Source organism: Candidatus Palauibacter sp., from assembly GCF_965237495.1.
GTDB lineage: Bacteria > Gemmatimonadota > Gemmatimonadetes > Palauibacterales > Palauibacteraceae > Palauibacter.
In genome coordinates this window covers 1,361,080-1,386,478 of record NZ_OZ250143.1, presented here as the reverse complement: position 1 = coordinate 1,386,478, position 25,399 = coordinate 1,361,080, and the positions used below count along the sequence as shown (strand labels likewise).

The window sequence follows — 25,399 nt, the reverse complement described above, 5'->3', positions numbered from 1 at the left end:
GACACACACCATGCTTCGCACCTTCGGCACCGCACGCCGTCCCGCGCTCGTATTCCCGCTTTTTCTGCTCCTCGCGGCCTCGGGTTGCGTGCGACCCTTCGCGCGGCTCTCGGCGGGGCCTGCGGCCTCGGGCGGAGGCGGGGGAGATGACGACGGCCCCGCGCCCTACTCGGAGGTCGTGACGGAGGAGGCGGTCACCGACTCGGGGATGGTCCACGTCCACCGCGTCGACGACCAGATCCTGTTCGAGATTCCGAACGATCTCCTCGAGCGGGAGATCCTCCTCGTGACGCGCACCGCGTCCGTCCCCGACGGGATGGGCTACGGCGGACAGAAGCTCAACACGCAGGTCGTCCGTTGGGAACGGAACGGTGCGAACGACGAGCGCATCTTCCTCCGCGTCGTGACCCACACGAACGTGGCGGAGGAGGCGCTCCCCGTCGCCCGCGCCGTGCGGAGCGCGAACTTCGAGGCGATCCTGCGCGCGTTCGACATCGAGGCGCTGAACGACGATTCGACGAGCGTGGTGATTGACGCGACCCCCCTGTTCGAGTCCGACATCCCCATGCTCGGGCTGCGCCAGAGCTTCCGCGACCAGTACCGGATCCGGTCGCTGGACTCCGACCGGACGTACGTCGACTGGGTGAAGAGCTTCCCACGCAACGTCGAGGTGCGGCACGTGCTCACGTACACCGCGCAGACGCCCCCGACGAACGCGACGACGAACGCGATCTCCGTCGAGATGAACCAGTCGATGATCCTCCTCCCGGACGAACCGATGGAGCCGCGCCTGTTCGACGAGCGGGTGGGGTTCTTCAACGTGAGCCAGGTGGATTACGGCCGCAGCGACCAGAAGGTCGTCACGCGCACCTACGTGACGCGGTGGAGGCTCGAGCCGAGCGACCCGGCCGCCTTCCGGCGCGGCGAACTCGTCGATCCCGTGAAGCCGATCATCTACTACCTCGACCCGGCGACCCCCGAGAAGTGGCGGCCCTATCTAATCCAGGGGATCGAGGACTGGCAGGAGGCGTTCGAGGCGGCCGGCTTCTCCAACGCGATCCAGGGCCGCATGCCGCCCTCGTTCGAGGAGGACCAGGAGTTCAGCCCCGAGGACGTGCGCTACTCGGTGATCCGCTGGCTTCCGTCACAGGTCCAGAACGCCTCGGGCCCGCACGTGCACGACCCACGCACGGGGGAGATCCTGGAGAGCGACATCCAGTGGTATCACAACGTCGCCAACCTTCTCAGGAACTGGTACCTGATCCAGACGGGCGCCGTGAACCCGGCGGCCCGCCGCGCCCTCTTCGATGACGAGGTGATGGGCGAACTCATCCGCTTCGTCGCCGCGCACGAGGTGGGGCACACGATCGGACTCCAGCACAACATGAAGTCGAGTTCGGCCTTCCCCGTCGACTCGCTGCGGGCGCCGGGGTTCGTGTGCCGCAACGGCGTGGCGCCTTCGATCATGGACTACGCCCGCTTCAACTACGTCGCGCAACCGGAGGACGAGGACGCCTGCACGGATCCGCGGATCGGGGAATACGACCGCTTCGCGATCAACTGGGGCTACCGGCCGATCCTCGACGCCGACGCCGATGAAGAGCGACCCACCCTCGACGCGTGGATCCGCGAGGTCGAGGACGACCCGGTCTACTACTTCGGCAACTCGACCCCGATCGATCCGAGCGCCCAGACGGAGGCCATCGGCTCCGACGCCACGGAGGCGAGCGACCTCGGGATCGAGAACCTGAAGCGGATACTGCCCAACCTCATCGAGTGGAGCAGCGACGGACGCGAGGGGGAGAACTACTCGGAGCTGGCCGAACTCTACAGCAACGTGATCGGGCAGTGGAACCGGTACATGGGGCACGTCGGCACCGTGGTCGGCGGGGTCACGCGGACGAGGAAACGGATCGGGCAGGAGGGCCCCGTCTACGAGTTCGTGGACGAGGCGACCCAGCGGCGCGCCATGGATTTCCTCGCGCGCCAGGCCTTCGACCCGCCCACGTGGATGATCGACGAGGAGATCCTGTCGAAGATCGAGAACCCGTCGACGGTGGACCGCATGCGGGGCATCCAGGTCCGCGTCGTCAACCTCATCCTCGACCCCGGGCGCATGCAGCGGCTCATCGAGGCGGAGGCCCGGAACGGGGACGACCACTACAGCCTCGGGGAGATGTTCGAGGACCTGCGGGACGCGATCTGGGGAGAACTGGAGACAGGCGCGCTGATCGGCGTCTACCGTCGCAACCTGCAGCGGGGCCACCTGGAGCGGCTCGAATTCCTGATGACGTCGGAGTTCGTGCTCCCGGCCTTCATCTTCGCCGGCCTGTCCGACTTCTTCACCTCGGTCGACGTCTCGCAGTCCGACATCCGGGCCTTCGTGCGCGGCGAACTCACGGGGCTGCAGGAGGCGATCGAAGGCGCGCTGCGCCGCGACCCGGACCGTACGACGGAGCTGCACCTGCGCGACGCGCTGGCCCGGATCGACGAAATCCTCGACCCCTGAGAGACTAGAAGCGGAAGCGGACGCCGAGTTGCGCGCGGCGCGTGTCGCCGAGGCCGCTCCGGATCGCCCCGTCGAAGTTGAACAGGAGACCGGTCTGCGCCGTGTCGAGGAAGTTGTCGGCGCCCGTCAGGTTGAAGACCTCGAGGATGGGCTCGATCGTCCGTCCGCCGCCGAGGTCGAACGCCTTTGAGATCCGCAGATCCCAGGTGAAGAAGTCGTTCCCGCGGCGCAGCGTGTTGCGCCGCAGGACGGAGCCGTCCGCGCACACCCGGTCCGCCGGGGCCCCGGCACGCTCCCCCGCCGGCGCGGCCAGAGGGTTCGCGGCCGTCGGCCCGCAGCTCTCCGACATCGGCGAGGCGGAAAGATACCGGAACACATGGTTCAGCACGACGCCTCTCCCGAGATCGAAGAGCACGAAGCCGGTGAACTGGTGGCGCCGGTCGCGGATCGACCAGTTGTATTCCGGCTCGAAATCGGTCGCGGTCGCGTAGAAGAAATTGAATGGATCGCGCTCGTTGTCATCGTCCGACTTGTCGAAGCCCAGCGTGTAGTTCGCCTCGAAACTCAGCCTGCCGGCGAGGGCCTCGTCAGCGTGAAGCCCGAGCGTGATCGCGTTGTAGCGCGAGCGGGCGCTGCTCTCGGTGACCGTGAGCGTCCCCAGCCCGCTGACGCCCTCCGCGAACGGCGCGCCGAGTTCCGCCGCATTGCGGTCGACGAAGCGGAACAGGTTGTCCGTCCGCGCGTGCTGCAGGGACAGCGTGAACGCCACAGCTCCACTGAGCGCCCGCTCCAGGGCGACGTTGAAGGACCAGGTCCGCGGGAGTTCGAGGCTTCGATCCGCGACGTTGACCCCCGGCTGGAAGGGGGGCGTGCCCGACGGCGGGGGCGTGAGGAAATCCCCGATCTGCGGTGGCGGCGGAAGGAACGGAGAATCGCTGCTCGCGAACAGCGTCCCCTGGAAGGCCCCGTTCGTCGTGCGGTGCTGCGCGAACACCAGCATCGGGATGCGCGAGAAGTAGGCCCCCGCGTTGACCCGCAGGAGCGTGCGGCCGTCGTCCACCGGGTCCCACGCGAGCCCGAAGCGCGGCTGGAAGTTGTCGAGGTCGTCCGGAATCGTCCCGTCCGACGGGAACGACGGGTGCCCGAGCCAGGGGCCGTAGAAGGTGTCCTCGGCGTCGATGAACGTCTCCGGGTGCCACGAGCCTTCCCAGCGCACGCCGAGGTTCAGCGTCAGGTTGCTCCGCGGGCGCCACGTGTCCTGGATGAAGAGCCCCAGCTCGTCCATCTGGAAATCCTGAAGTCCGAGCTGATCCTGCGGCGTGTCCCCCAGCGTGAGCGCCTGCAGGTAGAGCAGCACCGGCCCCGTGATCGTCGTCCCGTCGGGACAGACGCCCGCCGCGCTGTCGGAGCCGTCCGAGCAGGTCACGTAGCGGTTCCCCTGCGTGACGAAGTTCATGAACCCGTCGACGGAGCCGAACTTGTAGAGCCCGTTCGCGAAGCCGATGAACTGCTGCCCGACGCCCGTCCGGTTGTACTCCACGCCCACCTTGAACAGGTGGTCGCCGGCCAGGAAGGAGAGGTTGTCGACGAGCTGGACGCGGGTGTCGTAGCCCGGGTCGATGGGGAGAAAGAAGGGGAGCCCGATCCTGAATCCGTCCGCGAAGTCCATCGCGATATCCGGGAACGGACGGCCACCGATCGCGGCGAACGCCGGCTGCGGCGGCGCGGCCGCACCCGGGACCAGCGGTCCGTCGTAGCCGCGCGGCCGGTCTTCACGCGCGTACTGAAACCGGAACTCGTTCGACACGGTGTTGGAGAGTTGTGACCGGAGGCTCGCGTTCACCGCGCGCGAGAAGTCCTCCTCCAGTCCGTTGGCGCTCAGCCCCCACGAATCGACGTCGAACGTCCCGTTCACCTGCTGCGACCAGGTGTAGTTGTACTTGAGCGACGCCTGGTGCCGGTCGCTGAGGTTGAAGTCGAGCTTCGCGATGAGGGCCCGGTTGTCGTCCGTCCGCCGGATGGGGCCGAACTCGTCCTCGAACAGGCCGGGCCACTGCGTCTGGAGGAAGGTCTCCAGCTTTTGAAGTTCGGAGGAGTTCACCACGTTGCGCGTGAACTGCTTGGTCTCGCTCGCCTCCTGCTGGTCGTACGCGAGGAAGAAGAACGCCTTGTCGCGCACGATCGGGCCGCCGAAGGTGAACCCGAACTGGCTGCGCCCGAAGTCGGGTTTGTCGCCGCCCCGCTCGCCCGGGTACGCGGAGGAGATCGCGTCCCACTGGCCGAAATAGTGCGCCGAGCCGGCGAAGTCGTTCGTGCCGGACTTCGTGATCACGTTCACGAAGCCCCCCGCCGAGCGTCCGAACTCGGCCGAGGCTCCCTGGTTCACGACCACGAGTTCCTCGATCGCGTCCTGGTTGAAGGTGAAGGCGGGCCGCTGGCCGCCGCGCTGCTCGCCGAAGAAGGGGTTGTTGAAGTCGGCTCCGTCGACGGAGACGTTGTTGAAGATCCCCCGCTGCCCGCCGATGTTCAGGACCTCCCCGTCCGGCCCCTGCGACACCGAGACGCCCGGCGTGAGGAGCGTGTAGTCGAGGAAGTTGCGGCCGTTGTTCGGCAGGTTGTCGACGACCTCCTCGGGCAGACGATGGGTACTCGAGGCATCCCCGGTGTCGACGAGGGGGGCCGTCTCCGCCGTAACGGTGATCTCGGCCACCGACACGGGCTTGAACTCGAGCAGGAGGTCGAGTGTCTCGCCGACCCGGAGCACGAGGCCCTCGACGCGTTCCGCCCCGAACTGACCCAGCGCGCGGGCCGTGACGTCGTAGACTCCGAGCGGGAGGAGCGTCCGCGCGAAGGTCCCGTTCGAGGTCGTCTCGACCGTGGTCGTGAGCCCCGTCGCGCGATGTTCGATGACGACGGCCGCGCCGGCCACGGGCGCTCCCAGCGGGTCCCGGACAACGCCGCGAATGATGCCGGTCGTGGCCTGAGACTGGGCGACGGCATCCGCCGTGCCGGCGGACAGCAGTACGAGGATCGCGAACAGTCCGCCGGAGCGGCGTCGGGAAGCGGGAATGCGGGGCGGCCGCATGGGCGCATCCTTGTCTGTTGCGGGGAACCATGGGCCCGGCAGGATTCGAACCTGCGACCTTGGGATTATGAGTCCCCTGCTCTAACCGGCTGAGCTACGGGCCCGGGCGCGTAGCGGCCTCTCGCGACGCCGACGAAACGTACGCGCCGGAGCGCGGCGGACCAACGTCGGGAAGTAGCCGCCGGTCAAGCCGTGACTTCAATCTCGATGTCCGGTCCGGTCCGCTCCGCGACCTCGCCGATGAGGGCGGCCGCGTACCCGCCGGCCTCGAGCGCCGCGGTCGCGGCCGCGGCCTGGTCGCGGGGGACCGCCGCGAGCAGTCCGCCGGAGGTCTGGGGGTCGAGCAGGATGTCCCGCAGGGCCGTGGGGATCCGCTCGTCCCAGCGGACGTGCGGGGAGACCGCGTCGCGGTTGCGAGAGGTCCCGCCGGGTACGCACCCCTCTTCCGCAAGGCGGAGCGCGCCGGGCAGAACTTTCGGCGCCGAAGCCCGGATCCGGGCGCTCGCGCCAGAGGCGCGGCACATCTCGAGCAGGTGACAGAGAAGCCCGAAACCGGTCACGTCAGTCGCGGCGTGCACCTCGAAGTCCGACAATGCCGCGGTCGCCTCGCGGTTCAGTTGCCGCATCGAGGCGACGGCGACCTGGAGATCGGCCGCGGCGGTGACGCCGCGCTTCACGCCGGTCGTCACGACCCCCGTCCCGAGCGCCTTGCCGAGCACGAGCGCGTCGCCGGGTCGCGCGCCGCCCTTGCGCCACAGGCGATCGGGGTCGGCGAGCCCGATCGCGACCAGCCCGAACTTGGGTTCGGCGTCGTCGATCGAGTGGCCGCCGGCCACGGGGATCCCGGCCTCGGCGCACACCTCTGCCGCGCCGCGAAGGATCGCTCCCACGGTCTCGTGGGACAGGGTCTCGGCCGGGACGGCGAGGATATTCAGTCCGAACAGAGGGCGGGCCCGCATCGCGTACAGGTCGCCGAGCGCGTTCGCGGCCGCGATGGCGCCGAAGTCCGCCGGGTCGTCGACGAGCGGGGTGAAGAAATCGAGGCTCGCGACGATCGCCTCCCCGCTCTCGAGCAGGTACACGGCGGCGTCATCCGGACCCTCGAGTCCCACGAGGAGCCGGTCATCGGGCAGGATCGGAACGTGCTCTAGGATGCGGCCCAGATCCTCCGGGCCGAGCTTGCACGCTCAGCCGGCTCCGTGGGAATACTGGGTCAGACGGGCGGCTTCGGCCGAAGGCGAGTTCATGGCGCCGAAGCTACGGTGAAGCGAGGCGTCCCGCAGGCGTTCTACCAGTTGCGCTCGACCACGGGATCCTGGAAGCGGTTGCGCCCCATCACACGGTCGCGGATCGCGGCCTCGGCATCGCCCGCCTGGTCGAGGAGGGCTGCCGCCTCCTCCGGAGACAGCATCTGCAGTTCTCCGGAACCGGCCGCCGCCGCCGCGCCCGCCCCGCTTCCCTGGGGAGACTGTCCTTCGCCGCTCTGCTGGTCGTCGCCGCCGCTCTCGCCCTCATCATCGAGCCAGCGCTCGATGAGTTCGAGGTTCCAGCGAGCGTCCTCGTCGTCCGCCCTGGCGCGGAGGACGGCGCGGAAGGCCTCTCGCGCGGACTGGAGGGCGGCTCGCCTCGCGGACGGGTCGTTCTGCGCGAAGCGGCCGTCCAGCGCCGAACTGAGTCCGAGGTTGTAGAAGGCGCTCTGCCGCACCTCTTCGCGCTTGCTCCCGATCGACTGCTGGAGGGGGACCCGCGCCTCCGACACCTGGCCGTCGTTGAGGAGGGCGGTCCCGAAGTTGTACTGATCGATCGGCCGGTTCGAGGAAGCGGCCCGCTCGCGATAGCGCTCGACGACCTCGGATTCCGTCGGCGGCTGCACGCCCTCCGCCGCCTGGCGCGCCCCTCCGGGGGGCCCGGCCTGCTGGACCCCCGCCGTGAGGACGGCGACCAAAGCCGTCGCGATCGCGAGGCCAAGAATCGTACGCATCCGTTCCGGTTCACCCACGTGGCAAGAGAAACCCTTCGCCCCAGAGGCTGACGAAGGCGAGCAGCAGCAACACGGCCACGGCCAGGTCGTCCGTCGACGTCACCGGATCCCGCGTGCCACGGGCCAGTTCGTCGTCGATCTCCGCGATGCCCTCGTCCCCGCGAACATAGCGGCCGCCGGTCGCGGTCGTCATCTCCGTCAGCGACGCCTCGTCGAGCTTCGTGACGACGGGGTTGCCGTCCGGGCCCTGCAGGACGGACGCTCCGCCCCGCCGCCGCGCCGCCATCGTCGGATCCAGCGACGCCTCCCGGGTAAGGGGGATCTGCCCGCCGGCCGTCGTTCCGATCCCGACCGCGTGGATCACGATCCCGGCGTCCCGAGCGCGGCCGATCGCCTCGCCGAACGGCTGGCCGGCGGTCTCCTCGCCGTCGGAGAAGACGACGATCGACTTCTTCGCACCCTCCTCCCCGCCGGCGAGGAGATCGATCGCCTGCGTCAGACCGGAGGCGAGCGACGACCCGCCGAGCCCCACCGCGGCCGGACGCACGCCTTCGGCCAGCATCTCGATCGCGCTCACGTCCGTCGTCAGCGGAGAGAGCACGTAGGCCCGGCCCGCGAAGTAGACCACGCCGATCCGGCCCTCGAGGCGCGTCGCCAGGCGAGCCGCGAGCTCCCGCTGAATCTGGAGGCGGCTCGGCTCGACGTCTCCGGCGAGCATCGAGTTCGAGGCATCGAGGAGCAGGATCGTCTCCGCGCCGCTCTCGTCCAGCCGTCGGGCCTCCGTCCCGCCGGACCCGGAGGCCAGCGCGACGGCGATCACGCCCAGCGCGAGGAGGGCCAGACGCACGGACGAAATCGCGTCGGCCGGGAGCCGTACGTACCGCTCGAGCAGAGACGCGTCGGCGAGCCGCGCCCGGTCGGCGGACGAGCGGCGGGTCGCGAGCAGCCGCAACCCGACGGCGAGCGCGGCGGCGAGCAGAGCGATCGGGAGAGGCGCCACGATCAGACCCACACCCGGCGCGCGCGCGTCGCGGCCACGAGCAGCTCGAACAGGATCAGGGCGAGCGCGGCGATGAGCAGTTCCCTCCGCATCCCGACGCGCTCCTCGGTCCGGATTTCCTTGATCGGCGTGGTCTCGAGTTCGTTGATCCGTTCGTAGATCTGCGTCAGGCCCTCGGGGTCCGTGGCGCGGAAGTAGACGCCGCCGGTGCGCGTCGCCATCCGCTCGAGCAATTCGTCGTTCACGTTCACGCGGATGTTCGCGTACTGGTAGCCGAAGGCGGTGCGCGCGACCGGGACCGGCGCGACGCCGTCCCGGCCGACGCCGATCGTATAGACGCGGATGCCGAGTGACGCCGCGGCGGCTGTCGCCTCCTCGGGCGATATGCCGCCGCTGTTGTTGTCTCCATCGGTGAGCAGGACGACGATGCGCGATTCCGGCTCGAGGTCGCGGAGGCGGTTCGACGCGGTGGCGAGCGCGACGCCGATCGCGGTCCCGTCCCGCAGCTGCCCCGCTTCCAGGCGCTCGACGGCGCTCTCGACCACGGGGTGATCGAGCGTCCCGGGAACCATGGTGAGGGCTTCGCCCGCGAACGCGACGAGACCCAACCAGTCGGACTCGCGTCCCTCGATGAAGCGGATGACCTCCCGCTTCGCGACCTCGATCCGGTTGTCCGGGCGGAAGTCCTCCGCCAGCATCGAACTGGAGATGTCGACGGCGAGCATGATCGCCACCCCCTCGCGCTCCGACTCGACCCGCTCCCAGACGCGAACGGGGTTGACGAGGGTGATCACGACGAGGGCGAGGGCGGTCGTCCGCAGGACCGGCGGGAGCCACCACCAGAAGCGACCCCGTCCCCCGGAACCGGCAAGACGCGCGATGTCGGGATAGGGGAGCCGGATCCGGCCGGCGCGGAGCAGCGCCCACCCCAGCGGCAGGAGGAGGAGGAGGAGGAGGAAGGGCCAGCCCGGGAGCGCGAAACCGGTCATCCCGCGTCCTCCCCATCGGCGTGCGGCTCTTCCGGGACCGGGTCCGGCTCCGGCATATGCGAGCGCACGAACGCCTCGCCGATTTCGATGTCGGCGATGGGACCGTGCCGGTCCGTCCGCAGCCGGGCGAACCTGGCCATGATCGAGTGGCGCAGGGCCGAGATCAGCCCCGCATCGGAGTCGCCGAGCCCGAGCAGTTCGCTCGATGGCGCCCAGCCGCGCGTCTCGCGCGCGTAGCGCCTGAGGGTGGCTTCGTACCCGTCGTAGAAGCGGTCCCCGGTCAGCCGGCGCGCGACCCAGACGCGGCGGAGGCGAGAGAATTCCCGCAGCGCGAGGTCACCGGGGTGAAGTGGCCCCTCGGGGCCGGGTGTCGCGAAGCGGCGCCTGCCCCACGTCCACCAGGCGAGTCCGGCCACCGCCGCCAGGAGCGCGAGGAGCCACCACGGAGACGCGCCAAACCGCAGGAACGGACGGGCGTCGCGCAACTCGAGCGCGGCCTCATCTCCGGGGAGGACGCTGAAGACGGCCACCGCCGGCGGCTCGAGCGTGCGGGTCACACCGCCCGCGCCGACGAGTTGCGCCTCGACCGGCGGGATGGCGAGCGTATCGGCCCGCCACGCGACGAGCGTGTACTCGGCCTCCCAGCGACGTCCGTCGTCGGCCGAGAGAATCCGCGCCGGTGCCGCCTGCTCAAGCGACTCGGGGAGGTCCAGGAGCGCGGGGAACCGCACCTCCCCGGACCGCGCCTGCCCGACGACGAACCGGACCGTGAACGGCTCGCCGACGCGAACCGAATCCGCCTCCACGGTCGCTTCGAGGTCCACCGCCGCCTGGCCCGCCAGATCCGGCGCGAGGCCCCACGCGGCCCAGAGGAGCAGCCCGAAACCAGGCCGGGCACCCCGCCTCACCGCAGCCTCCGCCGACCGCGGGCCGCGAAGAAACCGGCGAGTCGCCACTCGTACGGCACGTTGGTGCGGAGCCGCATCAGGTCGACGTGGCAGCGCGCGCAGAGCACCTCGAGCTTGCGGTCCCGCGCCTCAGAGCGACCGGTCAGCCCCTCGCGCACTGCGTCGTCTCCGAGGTCGACCACCGCCCGCCGGCCCGTCTCGGGATCGACGACCTCCACCCAGCCCGATTCGGGGATCGTCGTCTCCGCGGGGTCGTCCACCACGAGCACGACCACATCGTGGCGGCCGGAGAGGGCGAGCAGAGGGCGGGCGAGATCGGCGGCCCCCACGAAGTCCGAGATGACGAACACCAGGGAGCGCACCGTGAGCATGCGCGCCGCGGTGACGAGGGCGAGATCGACGTCGGTGCCCTTCCCTTCCGGCTGGACCGTCAGGAGCTGGTGCAGAAGGCGGAGGTTGCGGTTACGGCCCCGGGCGGGACGGGCGTAGCTCTCGATCCGGTCGCTGAACAGGAGCATCCCGACGGGATCGCCGGCTCGCATCGCGGCCAGGGCCAGTACGCTCGCGACTTCCGCCACCAGGTCGCGCTTCAGCGTCCCGCGCGTACCGAACTCATTCGACGCGGAAACATCAACGACGAGGAGGACGGCCAATTCGCGTTCTTCGACAAAGCGCTTGATGTACGGGCGGCGCATGCGCGCCGTGACCTTCCAGTCGATCGCCTGGAACGGATCGCCGGGTTGGTACTCGCGGACCTCCGAGAACTCGATCCCGTGCCCGCGAAAGAGCGACGGGTACGGCCCCAGGGCAGGGTTGTCCATGAACCGCCGGCTCTTCAACTCGAGCCGCCTCACCTCCTTCGAGGCCGTGGCCGGGTCGGGCGTCGACGCCGGACGGAGCGGGCGCCACAGGAGATCGCGGAACCTCACGGCACCGGGACGGTCTCCAGCAGACGGTCGAGGATGTGCTCGGCATCGAGTTGCTCCGCCTGCGCCTGGAAGGTCAGAACGAGCCGATGACGGAGGACATCGCGGGCGATCGCCTTCACGTCTTCAGGAACCACGAAGGCGCGACCCTCGACAAACGCATGGGCCCGGGCCGCCCTGGCGAGGTAGATCGTCGCCCGCGGGGAGGCGCCGAACTCGATCCAGTCGACGAGGTCCGGGAGACCGTACGAAGCCGGCTTCCGCGTCGCCAGCACGAGCGCCAGGATGTAGTCCTCCAGCCGCTCATCCAGATAGATGTCCGGGAGCACGGCCCTCGCGGCCAGGATGCGATCCGGCTCCACGACGGGCTGGACGGGTGGCGGATCCTCCCCCGCCATGAGGCGCATGATGGAACGCTCCTCCTCCGGCGCGGGGTAGTCGACGCGCGTCTTGAACATGAAGCGGTCCACCTGCGCCTCGGGGAGCGGGTACGTCCCCTCGTGTTCGATCGGATTCTGCGTGGCCATGACGAGGAACGGGACGGGAAGAGGGTGGGTCTCCTCCCCGATCGTCACCTGACGCTCCTGCATCGCCTCGAGCAGTGCGGACTGGACCTTGGCCGGCGCGCGGTTGATCTCGTCGGCGAGGACGATGTTCGCGAAGATGGGGCCGCGCTTCGCGGTGAACGTCCCCGTCTTCTCTTCCCATACCAGCGTTCCGACGACGTCGGCCGGAAGCAGGTCCGGCGTGAACTGGATTCGCCTGAACGTCGTGTGGATGGTCTCGGCCAGAGTGCTGACCGTCAGGGTCTTGGCGAGACCCGGCACGCCCTCGAGCAGGATGTGGCCGCCCGTGATCAGGCTCATGAGAACGCGGTCGAGGAGGAGATGCTGTCCGACGATGCGCTTCCCCAACTCGTTCCGGACATCGGGTATGAAGGACCCGGCCTCGCGAATCGATGCGGTCTGGGTCTCGAGGGCCTCCTCCGAGATCCGTTCGGCCGTCCCGGCTTGTGCGTTCATGCGCTCTCTCGTGGTGCGCGGTTATCGTCGCGAGGCGAACAGCCCGGGGGGGGAATCCGTTTCACCGCCGCTCGACCGTCGCATGGCGCTGCTACGCTCCATCTTCGCGCCTCGTCAGGCAAGCACCGTTTCGCCTGCCGGCGGGGCGGCGGAATCTTCGCCGCGAACCGGCAGCCCGATCTTCACTCTCGCGCGACCCGTGAGCAAGCCGCCCGCTCGAGCGCCGCGCGCTCTGCCCGCGTCAGATCGCGGGAGTGCCCGGCCGCCAGGGCGCCGAGTTCGATGGGGCCGAACGAGGTCCTTCGCAGACGCCGGATCGTGACCTCGAGGCGCGCCAGCATGCGTCGGATCTCGCGGTTTCGTCCCTCGGCGATGACGATCTCCACCGCCGGACGGCGGGTTCCGGGTCCTCCGACCCAGCGGGCACGCCGGGCCCGCGCCGGCCCATCCGAGAGCACGACCCCCTCCCGCAGCCGGGCCGGGAGGTCCGCCGCCACCGGCTCGATGAGTTCGACGACGTAGGTCCGGTCCAGTTCCGCACTCGGGTGGAGCAGCCGGTTCGCGAGATCGCCTTCGTTGGACAGCAGGATCAACCCCTCGCTCATGAAGTCGAGCCGACCCAGATGGGGCAGGTGGTGCGCGTCGGCCGGCACCAGATCGTAGATCGTCGGACGCCCGGAGGGATCTCGTCGCGTGCAGGCGTATCCCGGCGGCTTGTGGAGCGCCAGCCAGCGCGCCGCCTTGAGTGCGACCCGTCGACGGTCGACCTCGACGCGCTCCGTCTCGGGGTCCACGCGGGTGCCGAGTCGGGTGACGACGAGTCCGTTCACCCGGACCCGGCCCGCGGTGATCAACGCTTCGCATTTGCGGCGGGAGGCCACACCCGCCCGGGCGAGGAATTTCTGGAGACGCACGAGCCGGAACCGGGAGCGCGCGGCTCAGGGCCGCCCGGCCGCGCCGTCGCCCGTCGGGTCCGCCGGTAGCGCGACCTCCGCCGACTCCGGCCGGGCGAGGGCGATCGACAGATCGTCGGGCGTCGGCAGGTCAGCGAGCGACTGCAGGGCAAAATGATCCAGAAACCGCGGTGTCGTGCCGTAGAGGAGGGGTCTCCCGAGGCCCTCGCCCCGCCCCGTGACCTCCAGGAGTTCCCAGTCCTGGAGCGTACGCAGCACCGACGTGGAGGCGACCCCGCGGATCTCCTCGAGTTCGATGCGCCCGATGGGCTGCCGGTACGCGATGATCGCGAGCGTCTCGAGCGCGGCGCGGGACAGCGTCGGAGGTCGCGGCACGGAATCGAACCGTTCGAGGTAGGGCGCGAACTCCGGGCGGGTGAGGATCTGGAACCCGTCTCCGAGGTGGTAGATCTGGAAGGCCCGGCCCTCGTCCTCGTAGTGCCCCCGGAGCGCGTCGAGCGCCTCTCGCACCCGCCGTACGTCGAGCGATTCGTCGGCGCGCGCCAGTTCCTTCGCCGTGAGCGGCGTCTGGCTGGCGAAGAGCGCGGCTTCGACGATCTGCTCGGGACTCATCCGCTCTCGTCTCCGGCCGCGCCGCGCCGCGGGGGGCGGCCGAAGAGCCAGATCGCGCCGAAGCGCCGCGTCTGCTCGATCCTGAGGACCTGCTGTTTGGCCAACTCCAGGCAGGCGAGGAGCGCGGCCACCACATGATGCCGCTCCCGCCACGAGGAGAAGAGCCGGGTGAAGGGCACGCGCTCGTCCTCGCCGAGCAGCCGACGGATGACCCCGACCTTCTCTTCGACCGTCACGGTCCGGATCGGTACGACATGTCTCGTGACCGGATCGGGTTCCGGAATGTCGACGAGGACCGCCAGGAGGTCCTCCAGCGTCGTCGACAGCTCCATGCCTTCCCGCTCGCGAACCGGGGACGGAGGCAGAAACCCCTTCGCCAGGAGGCGTCGTCGCTCGAATTCCGCCACGCCCAGCAGCCGGGAGACTTCCTGGAACAGTTCATACTCGAGGAGCCGACGCACGAGTTCCGCCCGCGGGTCGTCTTCCCACTCCGGGTCGCGCCGTCCCGGGAGCAGGAGCCGCGCCTTGATGCGCACGAGCGTCGCGGCCAGCTCGAGGAATTCGCCGGCCCGGTCGAGTTGTAGCCGATCGATCCCGGAGGCGATCGCCTCCTGGAACTGACGGGTGATCCGGGAAATGGGGATGTCGAAGATGTCGATGTCCTGGGACCGGATCAGGTGGAGGAGTAGATCGAGGGGACCCGCGAACCGGTCGAGTTCCACGACGAACGGCTGGGCCGCCTGCTGGCTGGGCAGTCGGTTGGGAACCGCCGTCAACAGTCCTCCCCTCCACACTCCGGCCGCAGCTTCGCGGGGTGCCTCGCCGGCCATGCTGTCCGGACCGAACGAGCGAGGTGCCCGTTGTCGGGCGGACAATGGTTGTCGGGCGGACAATGTAACACGACGAAGGTCACGGCGCGTCGGCGCGGACGCGGAGTTGGAAGTTGACCACCGACTCCCCTATTTTGCGTTTCCCTCGGGGGCGAAGTATGGTCTGCGCCCTCGAATCCCCACGGAGGAGTGGAGTACCGAGTGCCGAATAACGCGAGCCAGGCGAAACGACTGCGCCAGTCCCGGATGAGGAGACTCCGGAACCGGCAGGTGAGATCCGAGATCCGGACGCGAAGCAAGAAACTCTTCGCGATGACTTCCCGGGAAGAGGCGGAACCCGCGCTGTCCGAACTGTACCAGATGCTCGACCGTGCGACCCGCCGCAATGTGCTCAAGCCGAACACAGCGGCGCGGCAGAAGGCACGAGCCTCGCGGCACGTCCGGGACCTGGCGTGATCCGCACCCGCCCCACCCGCCTGCGGGCGGGACTCCAGCCCGTGATGCGAGACTAGTTCGGGCCTTCGTCCGACCTCTCCTCTTCATCCAGCATGGCGGAGACCGCGTCGAAGGGACCGGTTTCCCCCAGCGACAGCGACTCCAGGAAGTCGAGTTCGTCCGCGAACTCGCTCCCGGCCGCGTCGGACGGCGGCTCCCCGTCGTCCGCCACCGCTTCGGGGTCAACGTCCGGCTCGGGGTCAACTTCTGACGCGCTGTCGACTTCAGCCGCGGCGTGGACCTCAGGTTCGGCTTCGATCACGGGTTCGGTGTCGATCGCGGGTTCGGCCTCGGGGGCGGTGGTGCGTTCGATGACGCCGGACAACATGGCGATCATCTCTTTCTCTCTCTCGATACGCACGCCGAGATCCGCCAGCTCCCGTTCGATCGGCGCCCGTCGCGCCTTCAGCTCGGCTTCGCTGAACTCCCCGACCTCGTGCCGCAGTTCGATTTCCTCGAGGTGCGACGCGTGTGCGCCCATCTCCGCGCGCAGCGACTCCTGCACGGCTTCCCGCTCGGAGACGATCTCGACGAGCAGCGGGCGCTGCGCGGCGAGCCGGGTGTCCGCCGACCGAAGCCGGACCTGGTAGTCCCGGCGGATCCGCTCCACGACCTCCGGCCGCGCCTGCAGGGCGCGATCCGTCAATCGATCGATCCACCGGAGGATCTCCTCCGACGCCTCCGCCAGCCGACGAACTTCCTGCGGGACTGCCCAATCCGGGTCCGTCATGCCTTCTTTCACCTCCTCGGGGCTCACCGCCGCTCGTACCGGGTCTCACCGCCTACGATGGTGCGTCGCACCCGACCCTTCACCTCCCAGCCCTCGAAGGGCGTATTGCGACTTCGAGAGCGGAAGCCGGCCGAGTCGACGGTCCACCTGCCCTGCGGATCGAACACGACGATGTCCGCGGGGCTGCCGGGGCGCAACGTACCGCCGTCGATCCCCATCGTACGCGCGGGCCCCGTCGACATGCGATCGATGAGCTGCGAGAGCGTAAGATCCCCCGGCGTCACGAGTTCGCCGATGCAGACCGCCAGCGCGGTCTCGAGCCCGACGATGCCGAAGGGTGCTTCATCGAACTCCCGTTCCTTCTCCTCGTAGTGGTGCGGCGCATGATCCGTCGCAATGCACTCGATGACGCCGTCGATGACCCCCTGGCGAACGCCGAGCCGGTCGGCTTCCGAGCGGAGGGGGGGGTTCATCTTGGCCTCCGTCCGATACCCGCGCACCGCTTCCTCGGTGAGGGTCAGGTGGTGAGGCGTGGCCTCCCCGCTCACGCGAACTTCGCGCTCGCGCGCGCACCGGATGAGGTCGACGGCCTCGCGCGTCGAGACGTGCTGGATATGCACGTGCCCGCCGGTGAGTTCGGCGAGATAGATGTCCCGCGCGACCACGGTCGCCTCCGACGCGTTGGGAATCCCGCGCAGTCCGAGGGCCGTGGCCACGGCCCCTTCATTCATCACGCCGCCGGCCGAGAGCGCCATGTCCTCCGCGTGCTGGAGTACGGGGATGTCGAACGACTGGGTGTACTCCAGCAGCCTCCGCATGAGCGACGGGTCATGGATCGGGTGTCCGTCGTCGGTGACGGCGACGGCACCGGCCTCCACGAGGCCGCCGATCTCGGTCATCCGCCTGCCTGCGAGACCCCGCGATGCGGCACCCACCGGGCTGACCCGCGCGCCGCCCTCTCCCATCCGCGCCCAGCGCCGCGCCTCCTCGCGCACGAAGCCGACGGCGGCGGGATCATCCAGCGGCGGATCCGTATTCGGCATCGCCCACACGGTCGTGAAGCCACCGGCCGCCGCGGCCCGGGCTCCGGAGCGGATCGTCTCCTTGTGTTCGGCCCCCGGCTGCCTCAGGTGGACGTGCACGTCGATCAGCCCGGGGGCGACGACGAGCCCTTCCGCCGAGACCCGCGGAACCCCGTCCGGCCCGGCGATCCCCCGCGCCACGGCCGCGATCCGCCCGTCCTCCACGAGGACATCGAGCACATCGTCCGTACCCTCGGCCGGGTCGATCACCCGTCCCCCGGCGAGAAGGAGCGAGCGGCTCACGCGCCCCCCACCTTGGCGGATTCCGCCAGTTCCGGGCGACCGCCGGCGAGCAGGTAGAGGACGGCCATGCGCACCGCTACGCCGTTCGTGACCTGCGGGAGGATGACCGAACGCGGGCCGTCCGCCACGTCGGAGTCGATCTCGACCCCGCGGTTCATGGGCCCGGGGTGGAGCACGACCATCTCGTCCGGGGCGCGCGCCAGCCGCTCGGAACTGACCCCGAACACACGATTGTACTCCCGCAGCGAGGGGACGTAGCCCCCCTCCATCCGCTCCAGCTGGAGTCTCAGCACGTACAGCACGTCGCACCACTCGATCGCTTCCTCGATCGCGTCCAGCCGCCGGACCCCGAGTTCCTCGATGCCGGCGGGGATCAGCGTACGCGGCCCGCACACGGCCACCTCGGCGCCGCACTTCACGAGACCCCAGATGTTCGACCGCGCGACGCGGGAATGCCGGATGTCGCCGACGATGCAGACGCGCCGCCCGGCAATCGCGCCGAACCGGTCCCGGATCGTGAGCAGGTCGAGCAGGGCCTGGGTCGGATGCTCGTGCTGCCCGTCGCCTGCATTGATGACGTTCGAGGGGATGCGGTCGGCGAGGAACTTGGCGGCCCCCGACGAACCGTGACGGACGACGACCATGTGGATCCGCATCGCCTCGAGGTTGCGCGCCGTGTCGACGAGCGTTTCGCCCTTCTGCACGGACGAGCCGGTCGCCGAGATGTTGACGGTGTCGGCCGAGAGCCGCTTCTCGGCGAACTCGAAGCTGATCCGGGTCCGAGTGGACGGCTCGAGGAAGAGGTTGACGATCGTCTGCCCGCGGAGGACGGGCACCTTCTTGATCTTCCGCTCGCTGATCTCCTTGAACGGCTCCGCGGTGTCGAGGATCGCCTCGATCTGGGCGCCGCTCAGCGACTCGATGCCGACGAGGTCCTTCCCGAGGCCGAGGTCCCTGCCCCCGGTCGTCATGCTTCCTCCTCCGGGGCGGCGCCGTTCACGTCGACCACATCGACGCCCCAGGCCCCGTCCGTGTCCGCCACGCGCACCGCGACATCCTGGTCGGGACCGAGATCGATCACCCGTCCGACGTAGTCGGGCTGGATCGGCAGCTGGCGCCCGCCCCGGTCCACGAGGACGCAGAGCTGGATGCAGCGGGCCCGCCCGAAGTCCGACAGTTCATTGAGCGCCGCCCGGATCGTCCTCCCGGTGTGGAGCACATCATCGACGATCACGACGTGCGCGTCCTGGATGGACTCGGGGATCTCGGTCGTCCCCACGACCGGAAGCGCGCCGACCTGCCCGAAGTCGTCCCGGTAGAGCGTGATGTCGAGCGAACCGATCGGGACCGGCCCGCGCGCGGGTTCGAGGTGACGACCGATCTCCGCCGCGATGACATCCCCGCGACGGCGGATGCCGACGAGGATGAGGCGGGCGGCGGGCTCGATGGCCCGCTCGAGCTGCGCGGAGAGCTCCGCCAGCAGGGTCCTGGCAGCGGCCTCGTCGAGGACGTTTTGCGTCAGTTTGGTCTCGGCTTCGGTCGATCCGGTACGGCGGCGCGGCCCGTGGTCGGCCTCGATCAGGCGGCAGTATAGCCCTCCCGCGACGCCTCGGGTAGGTTCGGGCATGCGAATCCGATCCGACGTTCCGCGGCGCGCGGGGTTGGGGCTCGCGACCCTGGGGCTCGCGGCCCTGGGCCTCGCGGCGTTGGGGCTATCGCCACGCGCGGCGATAGCGCAGGAAGGCCTCGCTCTCACCGTGGACGGCCCCGCCATCGTCCTCACCAACGTGCCGTTCTCGCTGACGCTTCGCACCGAGGACGGAGAGAACGCCCGCTATCGCGTCCGCTCGGCCGACGGGCGCGAACTCGCCGCCGGCGACCTGCCGATCCGGGCCGAGACGAACGTGGACGGACTCCGCGTCGCGGGCGAAGGGCTGCCCCTCACCGTGGAGATCGAGGCGGATCAGGGCTCGGCAAGCGAAACGGTCGACCCGCCGCGGTTCCCGGGCTGGATCAGCCTCCTGCCGCCGCTCATCGCCATCGCCCTCGCGCTCATCTTCCGCCACGTCGTGGTGTCGCTCTTCTTCGGGATATGGCTCGGCGGCTTCTTCATCGCCGGGCTCAACCCCCTGGCCGGACTGTGGCGGTCCATCGACACCTTCATCGTTCCGTCGCTGGCCGACGCCGACAACGCCTCGATCCTGATCTTTTCGGCGCTTCTGAGCGCCATGGTGGGCGTCATCTCCCGCTCCGGGGGAACGCGCGGCATCGTCGAGGCCGTGCGCCCGCTGGCCACCACGCCGCGGCGCGCGCAACTGGCCACCTTCTTCGCGGGCATCGGCATCTTCTTCGACGACTACGCGAACACGCTCATCGTCGGGAACACCTTCCGTCCCATCACCGACAAGCTGAAGGTGTCGCGCGAGAAGCTGGCCTACCTCGTGGATTCCACCGCCGCGCCCGTGGTGACGATCGTCTTCGTCTCGACGTGGGTCGGGTTCGAGATTTCCCTGATCCGCGACGGGCTGCGCATTGCCGCCGAACAAACCCCCGACCCCGCGCTGGCCGGGGCCCTCGCCGCGGCGAGTCCGTTCACGGTCTTCCTGAGCAGCATCCCGTTCCTCTTCTATCCCATCCTCGCCCTGTTCATGGTCGCCCTGGTCATCGTGACGCAACGGGACCTCGGCCCCATGCACGCGGCGGAGACGCGGGCGCGTACCGGAGGCGGCGTCTTTCGTCCCGGGTCGCAGCTCATGGTCAACACGGAGGAGACGGGACTCGACGCGCCGGAGGGGGTTCCCCTGCGCTGGTACAACGCGGCCATCCCCGTCGTCACGGTCGTCCTCGTCGTCCTCCTCGGGCTGTACTTCGATGGCCGGAGCGGGGCGGGGGCGGGCGCCTCGATCTGGGACACGTTCGGGGCGGCGGACCCGTTCAAGGCGATCCTGTGGGGCTCGCTCTCCGGCTGCATCGTCGCGATCGGGCTGGCCACGGCGCAGAGGATCCTCTCGCTGAGAGAGGCGCTGGAAGGCTGGCTCGCCGGGATCCGCGCCATGACGATGGGGTTCGTGATCCTGACCCTGGCCTGGTCGCTGGGGGAGGTGACGAACCAGCTCGCCACGGCCCAGTACCTCACGCAGGTGCTCGAGGGCAGCCTCGCCCCCGAGCTGGTACCCGTCCTCACCTTCGCGACGGCCGCGGTCGTGAGCTTCTGCACCGGGACCTCGTGGGCCACGATGAGCATCCTGCTCCCGCTGGTCGTGCCGCTCATCGTCGCGCTCGGCGGAGCGGCCGGCTTCGGGACGGAGGCGGGAGGCGGGCTCCTCGTGAGTTCGATCAGTGCGGTCCTCGCCGGATCGATCTTCGGCGACCACTGCTCGCCGATCTCGGACACGACGGTCCTGAGTTCGATGGCGTCGGCGTGCGATCACATGGACCATGTGCGTACGCAGCTTCCGTACGCGCTCATCGTGGCCGCGGCGGCGATGCTCTTCGGGCACGTCGGCACGTCGTACGGGCTGCCCACCTGGGTCGCGTACGTCCTCGGGATCGGGGGCCTGCTCGCCGTCATGCGTTTCGTCGGGAGGCCCGTTCCCGCCCCCGCCTGACCCGCCACCCGCCCGGTCGCGGCGCCTTTACCGGCGCGCGCGAAAGAAATCCCGCAGGAGGCGCGCGGACTCCCCCGCGAGGACGCCGGCGACGAGTTCGACCCGGTGGTTGAGCCGCGGATCCTGCGCCAGGTTGTCGAGCGATCCGCACATCCCCGCCTTCGGGTCGGAAGCCCCGAACACGAGGGTCCCCACGCGAGCCAGTACGGCCGCGCCGGCACACATCGCGCACGGTTCCAGGGTGGCGTAGAGGGTGTAGCCCTCGAGGCGCCAGTCGCCGAGCTTCGCGGCCGCGGCGCGCAGCGCGAGGACCTCCGCGTGGGCCGTGGGGTCGGCAAGCTCCCGCGTCCGGTTGTGCGTCTCGGCCGCGATCCGGCCCTCCGGGTCGACGACGAGGACGGCCACGGGCACCTCCCCGCGCGCGCCGCCGCGGGCCGCCAGCTCGAGCGCCCGTCGCATGCGCGCCTCGTGGTCGGCGGGGCCGGAAGGCGGCGTGCCGGTCACGCGGTCACCGCCTCCGCCTCGAGGAAACGGACGGCCGCCTCGAGCCGGGCCCGGACGCGCTCGCGCCCCATCGCCCCGAGTACCTCGAAGATCCCGGGACTCACCGCCTGCCCCATGAGCGCGACGCGGAGGGGGTTGATGACGCGCCCGGCCCCCACACCGAGCCGGGCCGCCACCCCCCGGACCTCGGCCTCCAGCGTCTCCACGTCGCGGAAGGAGGCCTCCTCCGCGAGCCGCGCCGCCAGCTGTCGCAGGTGTTCGGCGGTCTCCGCGGGGCGCTTCCAGAAACGGCGCACCGCGTCCGGCTCGTAGCGGACCGAGGCCGCGAAGAAGGGAGACACCTGCCGCGCCAGCGCGGGGAGCGTGCGCGGACGCTCCTTCACGAGGTCGATGATCGCCGCGAGGCGGTCGGCCGACGCTTCGAGTTCCGGGTGCGTCTCGGCCAGACGCAAGCCCGCCTCCCGGGCCTCCGCGCGCAGGATCCCGATCACGGGGTGGGCCAGAACGGCCGGCGGCGACGCGGCGATGTGCCGCCCGTTCAGCCACCCGAGCTTGTCGAGATCGAACACGGCGCTCTTTCGGAGCACGCGCTCGATCGAAAAGGCCTCGACGAGACCGCCCACATCGAACCGCTCTCGGTCGTCCCCTGGAGACCAGCCCAGGAGCGCGAGGAAGTTCACCATCCCTTCGGGCAGGTAGCCCTCGTCGCGGTAGGCGAGGACGGACATGGCCCCGTGGCGCTTCGAGAGTCGCTTGCCGTCGGATCCGAGGATCAGCGGCACGTGCCCGAAGGCTGGAAGCGCCGCCCCGAGCGCCCGATAGAGGAGAATCTGCTTCGGCGTATTCGAGATATGATCATCCCCGCGAACGACATGCGAGATTCGGGCATGGGCGTCGTCGGAGACCACGGCGAGGTTGTAGACCGGTGTGCCGTCGGAGCGGAGGACGATGAAGTCGTCGATCGAGCCGGCCGGGAACGACATGGGGCCGTGGATCATGTCCTCCCAGCCGATCGCCTCCCCCGGCACCCGGACCCGCAGCGCGAACGGCTCGCCCGCCTCGGCCCGCGCGCCCGAGGTGGCGGCGTCCAGGCGACCGCAGCGGCCGTCGTACCCATACCCGGAGCCGGCCTGTTTCGCCTCCTCGCGGCGGCGCGCGAGTTCGTCCGCCGTACAGAAGCAGCGGTAGGCGGCGCCCTGCTCCAGGAGGCGGTACGCGTCCTCCCGGTGACGATCGATCCCGTCGGCCTGGAACACCGGGCCCTCGTCCAGGTCCAGCCCCAGCCAGTCGAGGCCGTCGAGGATCGCCTGCATGTGCTCCGGGCGCGAGCGCGCACGGTCCGTGTCCTCCACGCGGAGGAGGAATACGCCCCCCTCCCCTCGCGCGTAGAGCCAGTTGAACAGCGCGGTGCGCGCGCCGCCGACGTGCAGAAACCCCGTGGGGCTGGGGGCGAACCTAACCCGTACGGTCATCTGTGCTCCCTTTCCAATCAGGCGGCGGCCGCCGCGACACGTTCCATCTTGGGAGGACGTTCGATAGGATGCCACGCATGAATCCCGGTTCGGCTTTCGTCCTCCCCGGCCTGCGCACCCCGTTCACGAAGATGGATCGTGAGCTGGCGCGCTTCGACGGCCTCGCCCTGTCCGCGCCGGTCATCCAGCAAACGGTCGCGGGCGACCGCGGACCGGGCCGGGATGGCGCGGCGCGGATCGACCTCGTCCTGTGGGGCGCCGTCATCCCCTCCCTCACCGTGAGTAACTGGGGTCGGGAGGTCTGGTTCGATTCGGGGTTGGACCCCGGCGTGCCGGCGCAGGGCATCGTCCAGGCGTGCGCGACTTCGCTCGCCGCCGCCACCCACGCGGCCGGACAGGTCGGGGCCGGGAGAGCGGACCTCGTGCTCTGCGGCGGCGTCGAGTCGATGAGCCACACTCAGATCGGACTCTCGCAGGGGCTCAGCAGGAAGATCCGGCGGGCCGGGCGCGCGGGCAGCTTCCCCCGCATGGTCCGGACGCTGGGCGACATCCGCCCGCGCGACCTCCGCATCTCGGTGCCCGCCGTGGCGGAGCGCACGACGGGGAAGACGATGGGTCAGCACGCCGAGGAGATGGCGCGGGAATGGGGGATCCCGCGGGAGGCACAGGACCGCTTCGCGCTCGCGAGCCACGAGGGGGCCACCCGGGACGGGGGGGAGTTCTTCCGATCCCTCCTCGTGACCCCCGGCACCTTCCCGGTGGACGGCGACACGCTGCCCCGCTCCGGCACCTCGCCGGAGAAGCTCGCCGACCTTCGCCCCGCGTTCTCCCGTTCGGCGGGGACGCTCACGGCCGGCAACTCGTCACCGCTCACCGACGGGGCGGCAGCGTGCTGGGTCGCCTCGGAAGCGGGTCTGTCGGCGCTTCCCGACGCCCTGCCCCGGGCGAGACTCCTCGACTGGCGGCAGGCGGCGATCGACCCGGAGCGGGAAGGGCTCCTCATCGCCCCCGCGATCGCGATCGCACGGTTGCTGCACCGCCACGGGCTGTCGCTGGACGACATCGGGCTGTGGGAGATCCACGAGGCGTTCGCCGCGCAGGTCCTGTGCACGGTGGCCGCGCTCGAGAGTCCGGAGTGGCTCGCGGCGCGCTCGCCGGCGAAGGACGGTCTCGGCGCGTTCCCGCGGGAACGCATCAACCCGAACGGGGGCAGCGTCGCCCTCGGTCATCCCTTCGGCGCCACCGGGGCGCGCATCCTCTCCCAGACGGTGGTCGAACTCGCGTCCCGGCCGGCCGGGACGCGGGCCATCGTCAGCGTCTGCGCCGCCGGTGGTCTCGGCCACGTGGCGCTGCTGGAGGCGGTCTAGCAGTCCGTGGCGAGCTAGGCCCGCCGCAGTTCGAAGGTCAGGCCCAGGAGCGCGGTGAAGAGGACGAGCGCGTTCGCCTGATGGAGCACCGCGAGGGGGATGGGGACGAAGAGGAGGAGCGTGGCGACCCCCAGCACCGCCTGCACCCATACGGCCGCGAATCCCGCGTGCGCCCACCTCAGCGCCGCCCGTCCCGCGCGCCGCGCGCACGCCCACCAGAGGGCCGTCACCCCACCCAGCAGCAGCATCGCGAGGACGCGGTGATCGAACTGCACCGTGGTCCGGTTCTCGAACAGGTTGAGCCACCACGGGGTCGCCGCGAAGAGGTCGGGCGGGATCCAGTCGTCCCCCATCCCGGGAAATGTGTTGTGGACGAGCCCGGCGTCGAGCCCGGCCACGAAACCGCCCGAGAGCATGGTGAGCGCGGCGAGGCCGAGGACGACGGCCGACCAGCGCCCCGGTCTCCCGCCTGATCCCGGGTCGGAGGCCGCGGCCCCGTCCTCGGGTCGCAGCAGCGCGAGCGCGGTCCACAGCGAGAGTGCGTAGACGAGGACCGCGAGCGCGAGGTGCGCGGTGAGGCGGTAGGGACTCACGCGCGGGACATCGACGAGCCCGCTCTGCACCATCCACCATCCCAGCAACCCCTGCGCCCCCCCGAGCGCGAAGATGAGCAGGAGCCGAGGGACCAGCGATCGCGGGATGATCCGTCGCCACAGGAACACCGCGAAGGGCACGATGAAGACGAGCCCGATCACGCGCCCCAGCAGCCGGTGCGCGTACTCGAACCGGAAGATGCGCTTGAATTCCGCGAGGGACATCCCCCGGTTCACGAGCCGGTATTCCGGCGAGGCCTGGTAGGCCGCGAACTCCCGCTCCCAGGCCTCGGCGCCGAGCGGCGGGACGACGCCGCTGACCGGCTCCCAGTCGACCATCGAGAGGCCCGATCCGGTGAGGCGCGTCACACCCCCCAGGATCAGCGTCGACGCGACGAGGACGCATCCGACGAGAAGCCAGGCCGCGAGGATTCGGGCGTGGCGCGGTGATTCGATTCGGCTGAGGGGCGGTGTCTTCAAGGTCTCCGCGGCGCGTTGCGCAGGTCTCGTGGCCCGTGCGAACTTCCGG

Annotated in this window: 22 protein-coding genes and 1 tRNA gene; 4 read left to right on the top strand and 19 right to left on the bottom strand. The window is 70.1% G+C overall.

Annotation, left to right across the window (positions count from 1 at the left end; translation table 11 throughout):
• Positions 1-10 precede the first annotated feature (10 nt).
• Positions 11-2,509 (top strand): zinc-dependent metalloprotease, encoded by a 2,499-nt coding sequence (locus ACPXY0_RS05960; RefSeq protein WP_423929381.1) that lies wholly within the window; start codon positions 11-13, stop codon positions 2,507-2,509.
• A 4-nt stretch (positions 2,510-2,513) separates the two neighbouring features.
• Here ACPXY0_RS05960 and ACPXY0_RS05955 read toward each other — a convergent pair whose 3' ends face one another.
• From ACPXY0_RS05955 to ACPXY0_RS05900, 12 genes are all read right to left on the bottom strand, one after another.
• On the bottom strand, positions 2,514-5,594 hold the full coding sequence (locus ACPXY0_RS05955; protein WP_423929379.1) for a TonB-dependent receptor: 3,081 nt from the start codon (positions 5,592-5,594) through the stop codon (positions 2,514-2,516).
• A 30-nt stretch (positions 5,595-5,624) separates the two neighbouring features.
• Positions 5,625-5,698 (bottom strand) — tRNA-Ile (locus tag ACPXY0_RS05950).
• An 81-nt stretch (positions 5,699-5,779) separates the two neighbouring features.
• On the bottom strand, positions 5,780-6,841 hold the full coding sequence (gene selD / locus ACPXY0_RS05945; protein ID WP_423929377.1) for a selenide, water dikinase SelD: 1,062 nt from the start codon (positions 6,839-6,841) through the stop codon (positions 5,780-5,782).
• A gap of 41 nt (positions 6,842-6,882) precedes the next feature.
• On the bottom strand, positions 6,883-7,575 hold the full coding sequence (locus ACPXY0_RS05940) for a hypothetical protein (protein ID WP_423929375.1): 693 nt from the start codon (positions 7,573-7,575) through the stop codon (positions 6,883-6,885).
• Positions 7,576-7,585: 10 nt separating this feature from the next.
• Positions 7,586-8,575, bottom strand: coding sequence for a vWA domain-containing protein (locus ACPXY0_RS05935; protein WP_423929373.1), 990 nt, complete (start codon positions 8,573-8,575; stop codon positions 7,586-7,588).
• Between the two features lie 2 nt (positions 8,576-8,577).
• Positions 8,578-9,564 (bottom strand): VWA domain-containing protein, encoded by a 987-nt coding sequence (locus ACPXY0_RS05930; protein WP_419941542.1) that lies wholly within the window; start codon positions 9,562-9,564, stop codon positions 8,578-8,580.
• Positions 9,561-10,472 carry a hypothetical protein gene (locus tag ACPXY0_RS05925; protein WP_423929371.1) on the bottom strand — a complete coding sequence of 304 codons (912 nt, stop codon included), beginning with the start codon at positions 10,470-10,472 and terminating at the stop codon, positions 9,561-9,563. Before ACPXY0_RS05925 ends, ACPXY0_RS05930 begins: the two co-directional genes overlap by 4 nt.
• Positions 10,469-11,401 (bottom strand): DUF58 domain-containing protein, encoded by a 933-nt coding sequence (locus ACPXY0_RS05920; RefSeq protein ID WP_423929369.1) that lies wholly within the window; start codon positions 11,399-11,401, stop codon positions 10,469-10,471. The genes ACPXY0_RS05925 and ACPXY0_RS05920 overlap by 4 nt, the downstream gene beginning before the upstream one ends.
• Entirely contained in the window at positions 11,398-12,420 is a 1,023-nt protein-coding gene (locus ACPXY0_RS05915) for an AAA family ATPase (RefSeq protein ID WP_419941539.1), read from the bottom strand. Before ACPXY0_RS05915 ends, ACPXY0_RS05920 begins: the two co-directional genes overlap by 4 nt.
• A gap of 182 nt (positions 12,421-12,602) precedes the next feature.
• On the bottom strand, positions 12,603-13,334 hold the full coding sequence (locus tag ACPXY0_RS05910) for a pseudouridine synthase (protein WP_423929366.1): 732 nt from the start codon (positions 13,332-13,334) through the stop codon (positions 12,603-12,605).
• A gap of 24 nt (positions 13,335-13,358) precedes the next feature.
• Positions 13,359-13,946, bottom strand: coding sequence for an SMC-Scp complex subunit ScpB (scpB, locus tag ACPXY0_RS05905; RefSeq protein ID WP_419941537.1), 588 nt, complete (start codon positions 13,944-13,946; stop codon positions 13,359-13,361).
• Positions 13,943-14,722, bottom strand: coding sequence for a segregation and condensation protein A (locus ACPXY0_RS05900; RefSeq protein ID WP_423929364.1), 780 nt, complete (start codon positions 14,720-14,722; stop codon positions 13,943-13,945). The genes scpB and ACPXY0_RS05900 overlap by 4 nt, the downstream gene beginning before the upstream one ends.
• A 255-nt stretch (positions 14,723-14,977) precedes the next feature.
• On the opposite strand from ACPXY0_RS05900, the gene rpsT reads away from it, so the two are divergent.
• Complete coding sequence (gene rpsT / locus ACPXY0_RS05895) at positions 14,978-15,232, top strand: 30S ribosomal protein S20 (protein ID WP_423929362.1); 255 nt, start codon at positions 14,978-14,980, stop codon at positions 15,230-15,232.
• Positions 15,233-15,284: 52 nt separating this feature from the next.
• Here rpsT and ACPXY0_RS05890 read toward each other — a convergent pair whose 3' ends face one another.
• Genes ACPXY0_RS05890 through pyrR form a run of 4 tightly spaced genes read right to left on the bottom strand, consistent with a single transcriptional unit; the run spans position 15,285 to position 18,953 of the window.
• A complete protein-coding gene (locus ACPXY0_RS05890) occupies positions 15,285-16,001 on the bottom strand; it encodes a hypothetical protein (RefSeq protein WP_423929360.1) in 717 nt (238 codons plus the stop codon).
• A gap of 23 nt (positions 16,002-16,024) precedes the next feature.
• Positions 16,025-17,326, bottom strand: a complete 1,302-nt coding sequence (locus ACPXY0_RS05885) for a dihydroorotase (protein WP_423929358.1) — start codon at positions 17,324-17,326, stop codon at positions 16,025-16,027.
• Positions 17,323-18,297: an aspartate carbamoyltransferase catalytic subunit gene (locus ACPXY0_RS05880; RefSeq protein WP_423929356.1), complete on the bottom strand. Its 975-nt coding sequence runs from the start codon at positions 18,295-18,297 to the stop codon at positions 17,323-17,325. The genes ACPXY0_RS05885 and ACPXY0_RS05880 overlap by 4 nt, the downstream gene beginning before the upstream one ends.
• Positions 18,294-18,953: a bifunctional pyr operon transcriptional regulator/uracil phosphoribosyltransferase PyrR gene (pyrR, locus tag ACPXY0_RS05875; protein ID WP_423929354.1), complete on the bottom strand. Its 660-nt coding sequence runs from the start codon at positions 18,951-18,953 to the stop codon at positions 18,294-18,296. Before pyrR ends, ACPXY0_RS05880 begins: the two co-directional genes overlap by 4 nt.
• On the opposite strand from pyrR, the gene ACPXY0_RS05870 reads away from it, so the two are divergent.
• Positions 18,952-20,934, top strand: a complete 1,983-nt coding sequence (locus ACPXY0_RS05870; protein WP_423929352.1) for a Na+/H+ antiporter NhaC family protein — start codon at positions 18,952-18,954, stop codon at positions 20,932-20,934. The genes pyrR and ACPXY0_RS05870 overlap by 2 nt on opposite strands.
• Before the next feature lie 27 nt (positions 20,935-20,961).
• Here ACPXY0_RS05870 and tadA read toward each other — a convergent pair whose 3' ends face one another.
• Positions 20,962-21,438: a tRNA adenosine(34) deaminase TadA gene (gene tadA / locus ACPXY0_RS05865; RefSeq protein WP_423929350.1), complete on the bottom strand. Its 477-nt coding sequence runs from the start codon at positions 21,436-21,438 to the stop codon at positions 20,962-20,964.
• Positions 21,435-22,910 carry a glutamate--tRNA ligase gene (gene gltX, locus ACPXY0_RS05860; RefSeq protein WP_423929348.1) on the bottom strand — a complete coding sequence of 492 codons (1,476 nt, stop codon included), beginning with the start codon at positions 22,908-22,910 and terminating at the stop codon, positions 21,435-21,437. The genes tadA and gltX overlap by 4 nt, the downstream gene beginning before the upstream one ends.
• Before the next feature lie 77 nt (positions 22,911-22,987).
• On the opposite strand from gltX, the gene ACPXY0_RS05855 reads away from it, so the two are divergent.
• A complete protein-coding gene (locus ACPXY0_RS05855; protein WP_423929346.1) occupies positions 22,988-24,277 on the top strand; it encodes a thiolase family protein in 1,290 nt (429 codons plus the stop codon).
• 14 nt (positions 24,278-24,291) lie between these two features.
• Here ACPXY0_RS05855 and ACPXY0_RS05850 read toward each other — a convergent pair whose 3' ends face one another.
• The gene (locus ACPXY0_RS05850; protein WP_423929344.1) at positions 24,292-25,350 is read right to left on the bottom strand and encodes a COX15/CtaA family protein; all 1,059 of its coding nucleotides are present in this window, start codon (positions 25,348-25,350) and stop codon (positions 24,292-24,294) included.
• Positions 25,351-25,399 lie beyond the last annotated feature (49 nt).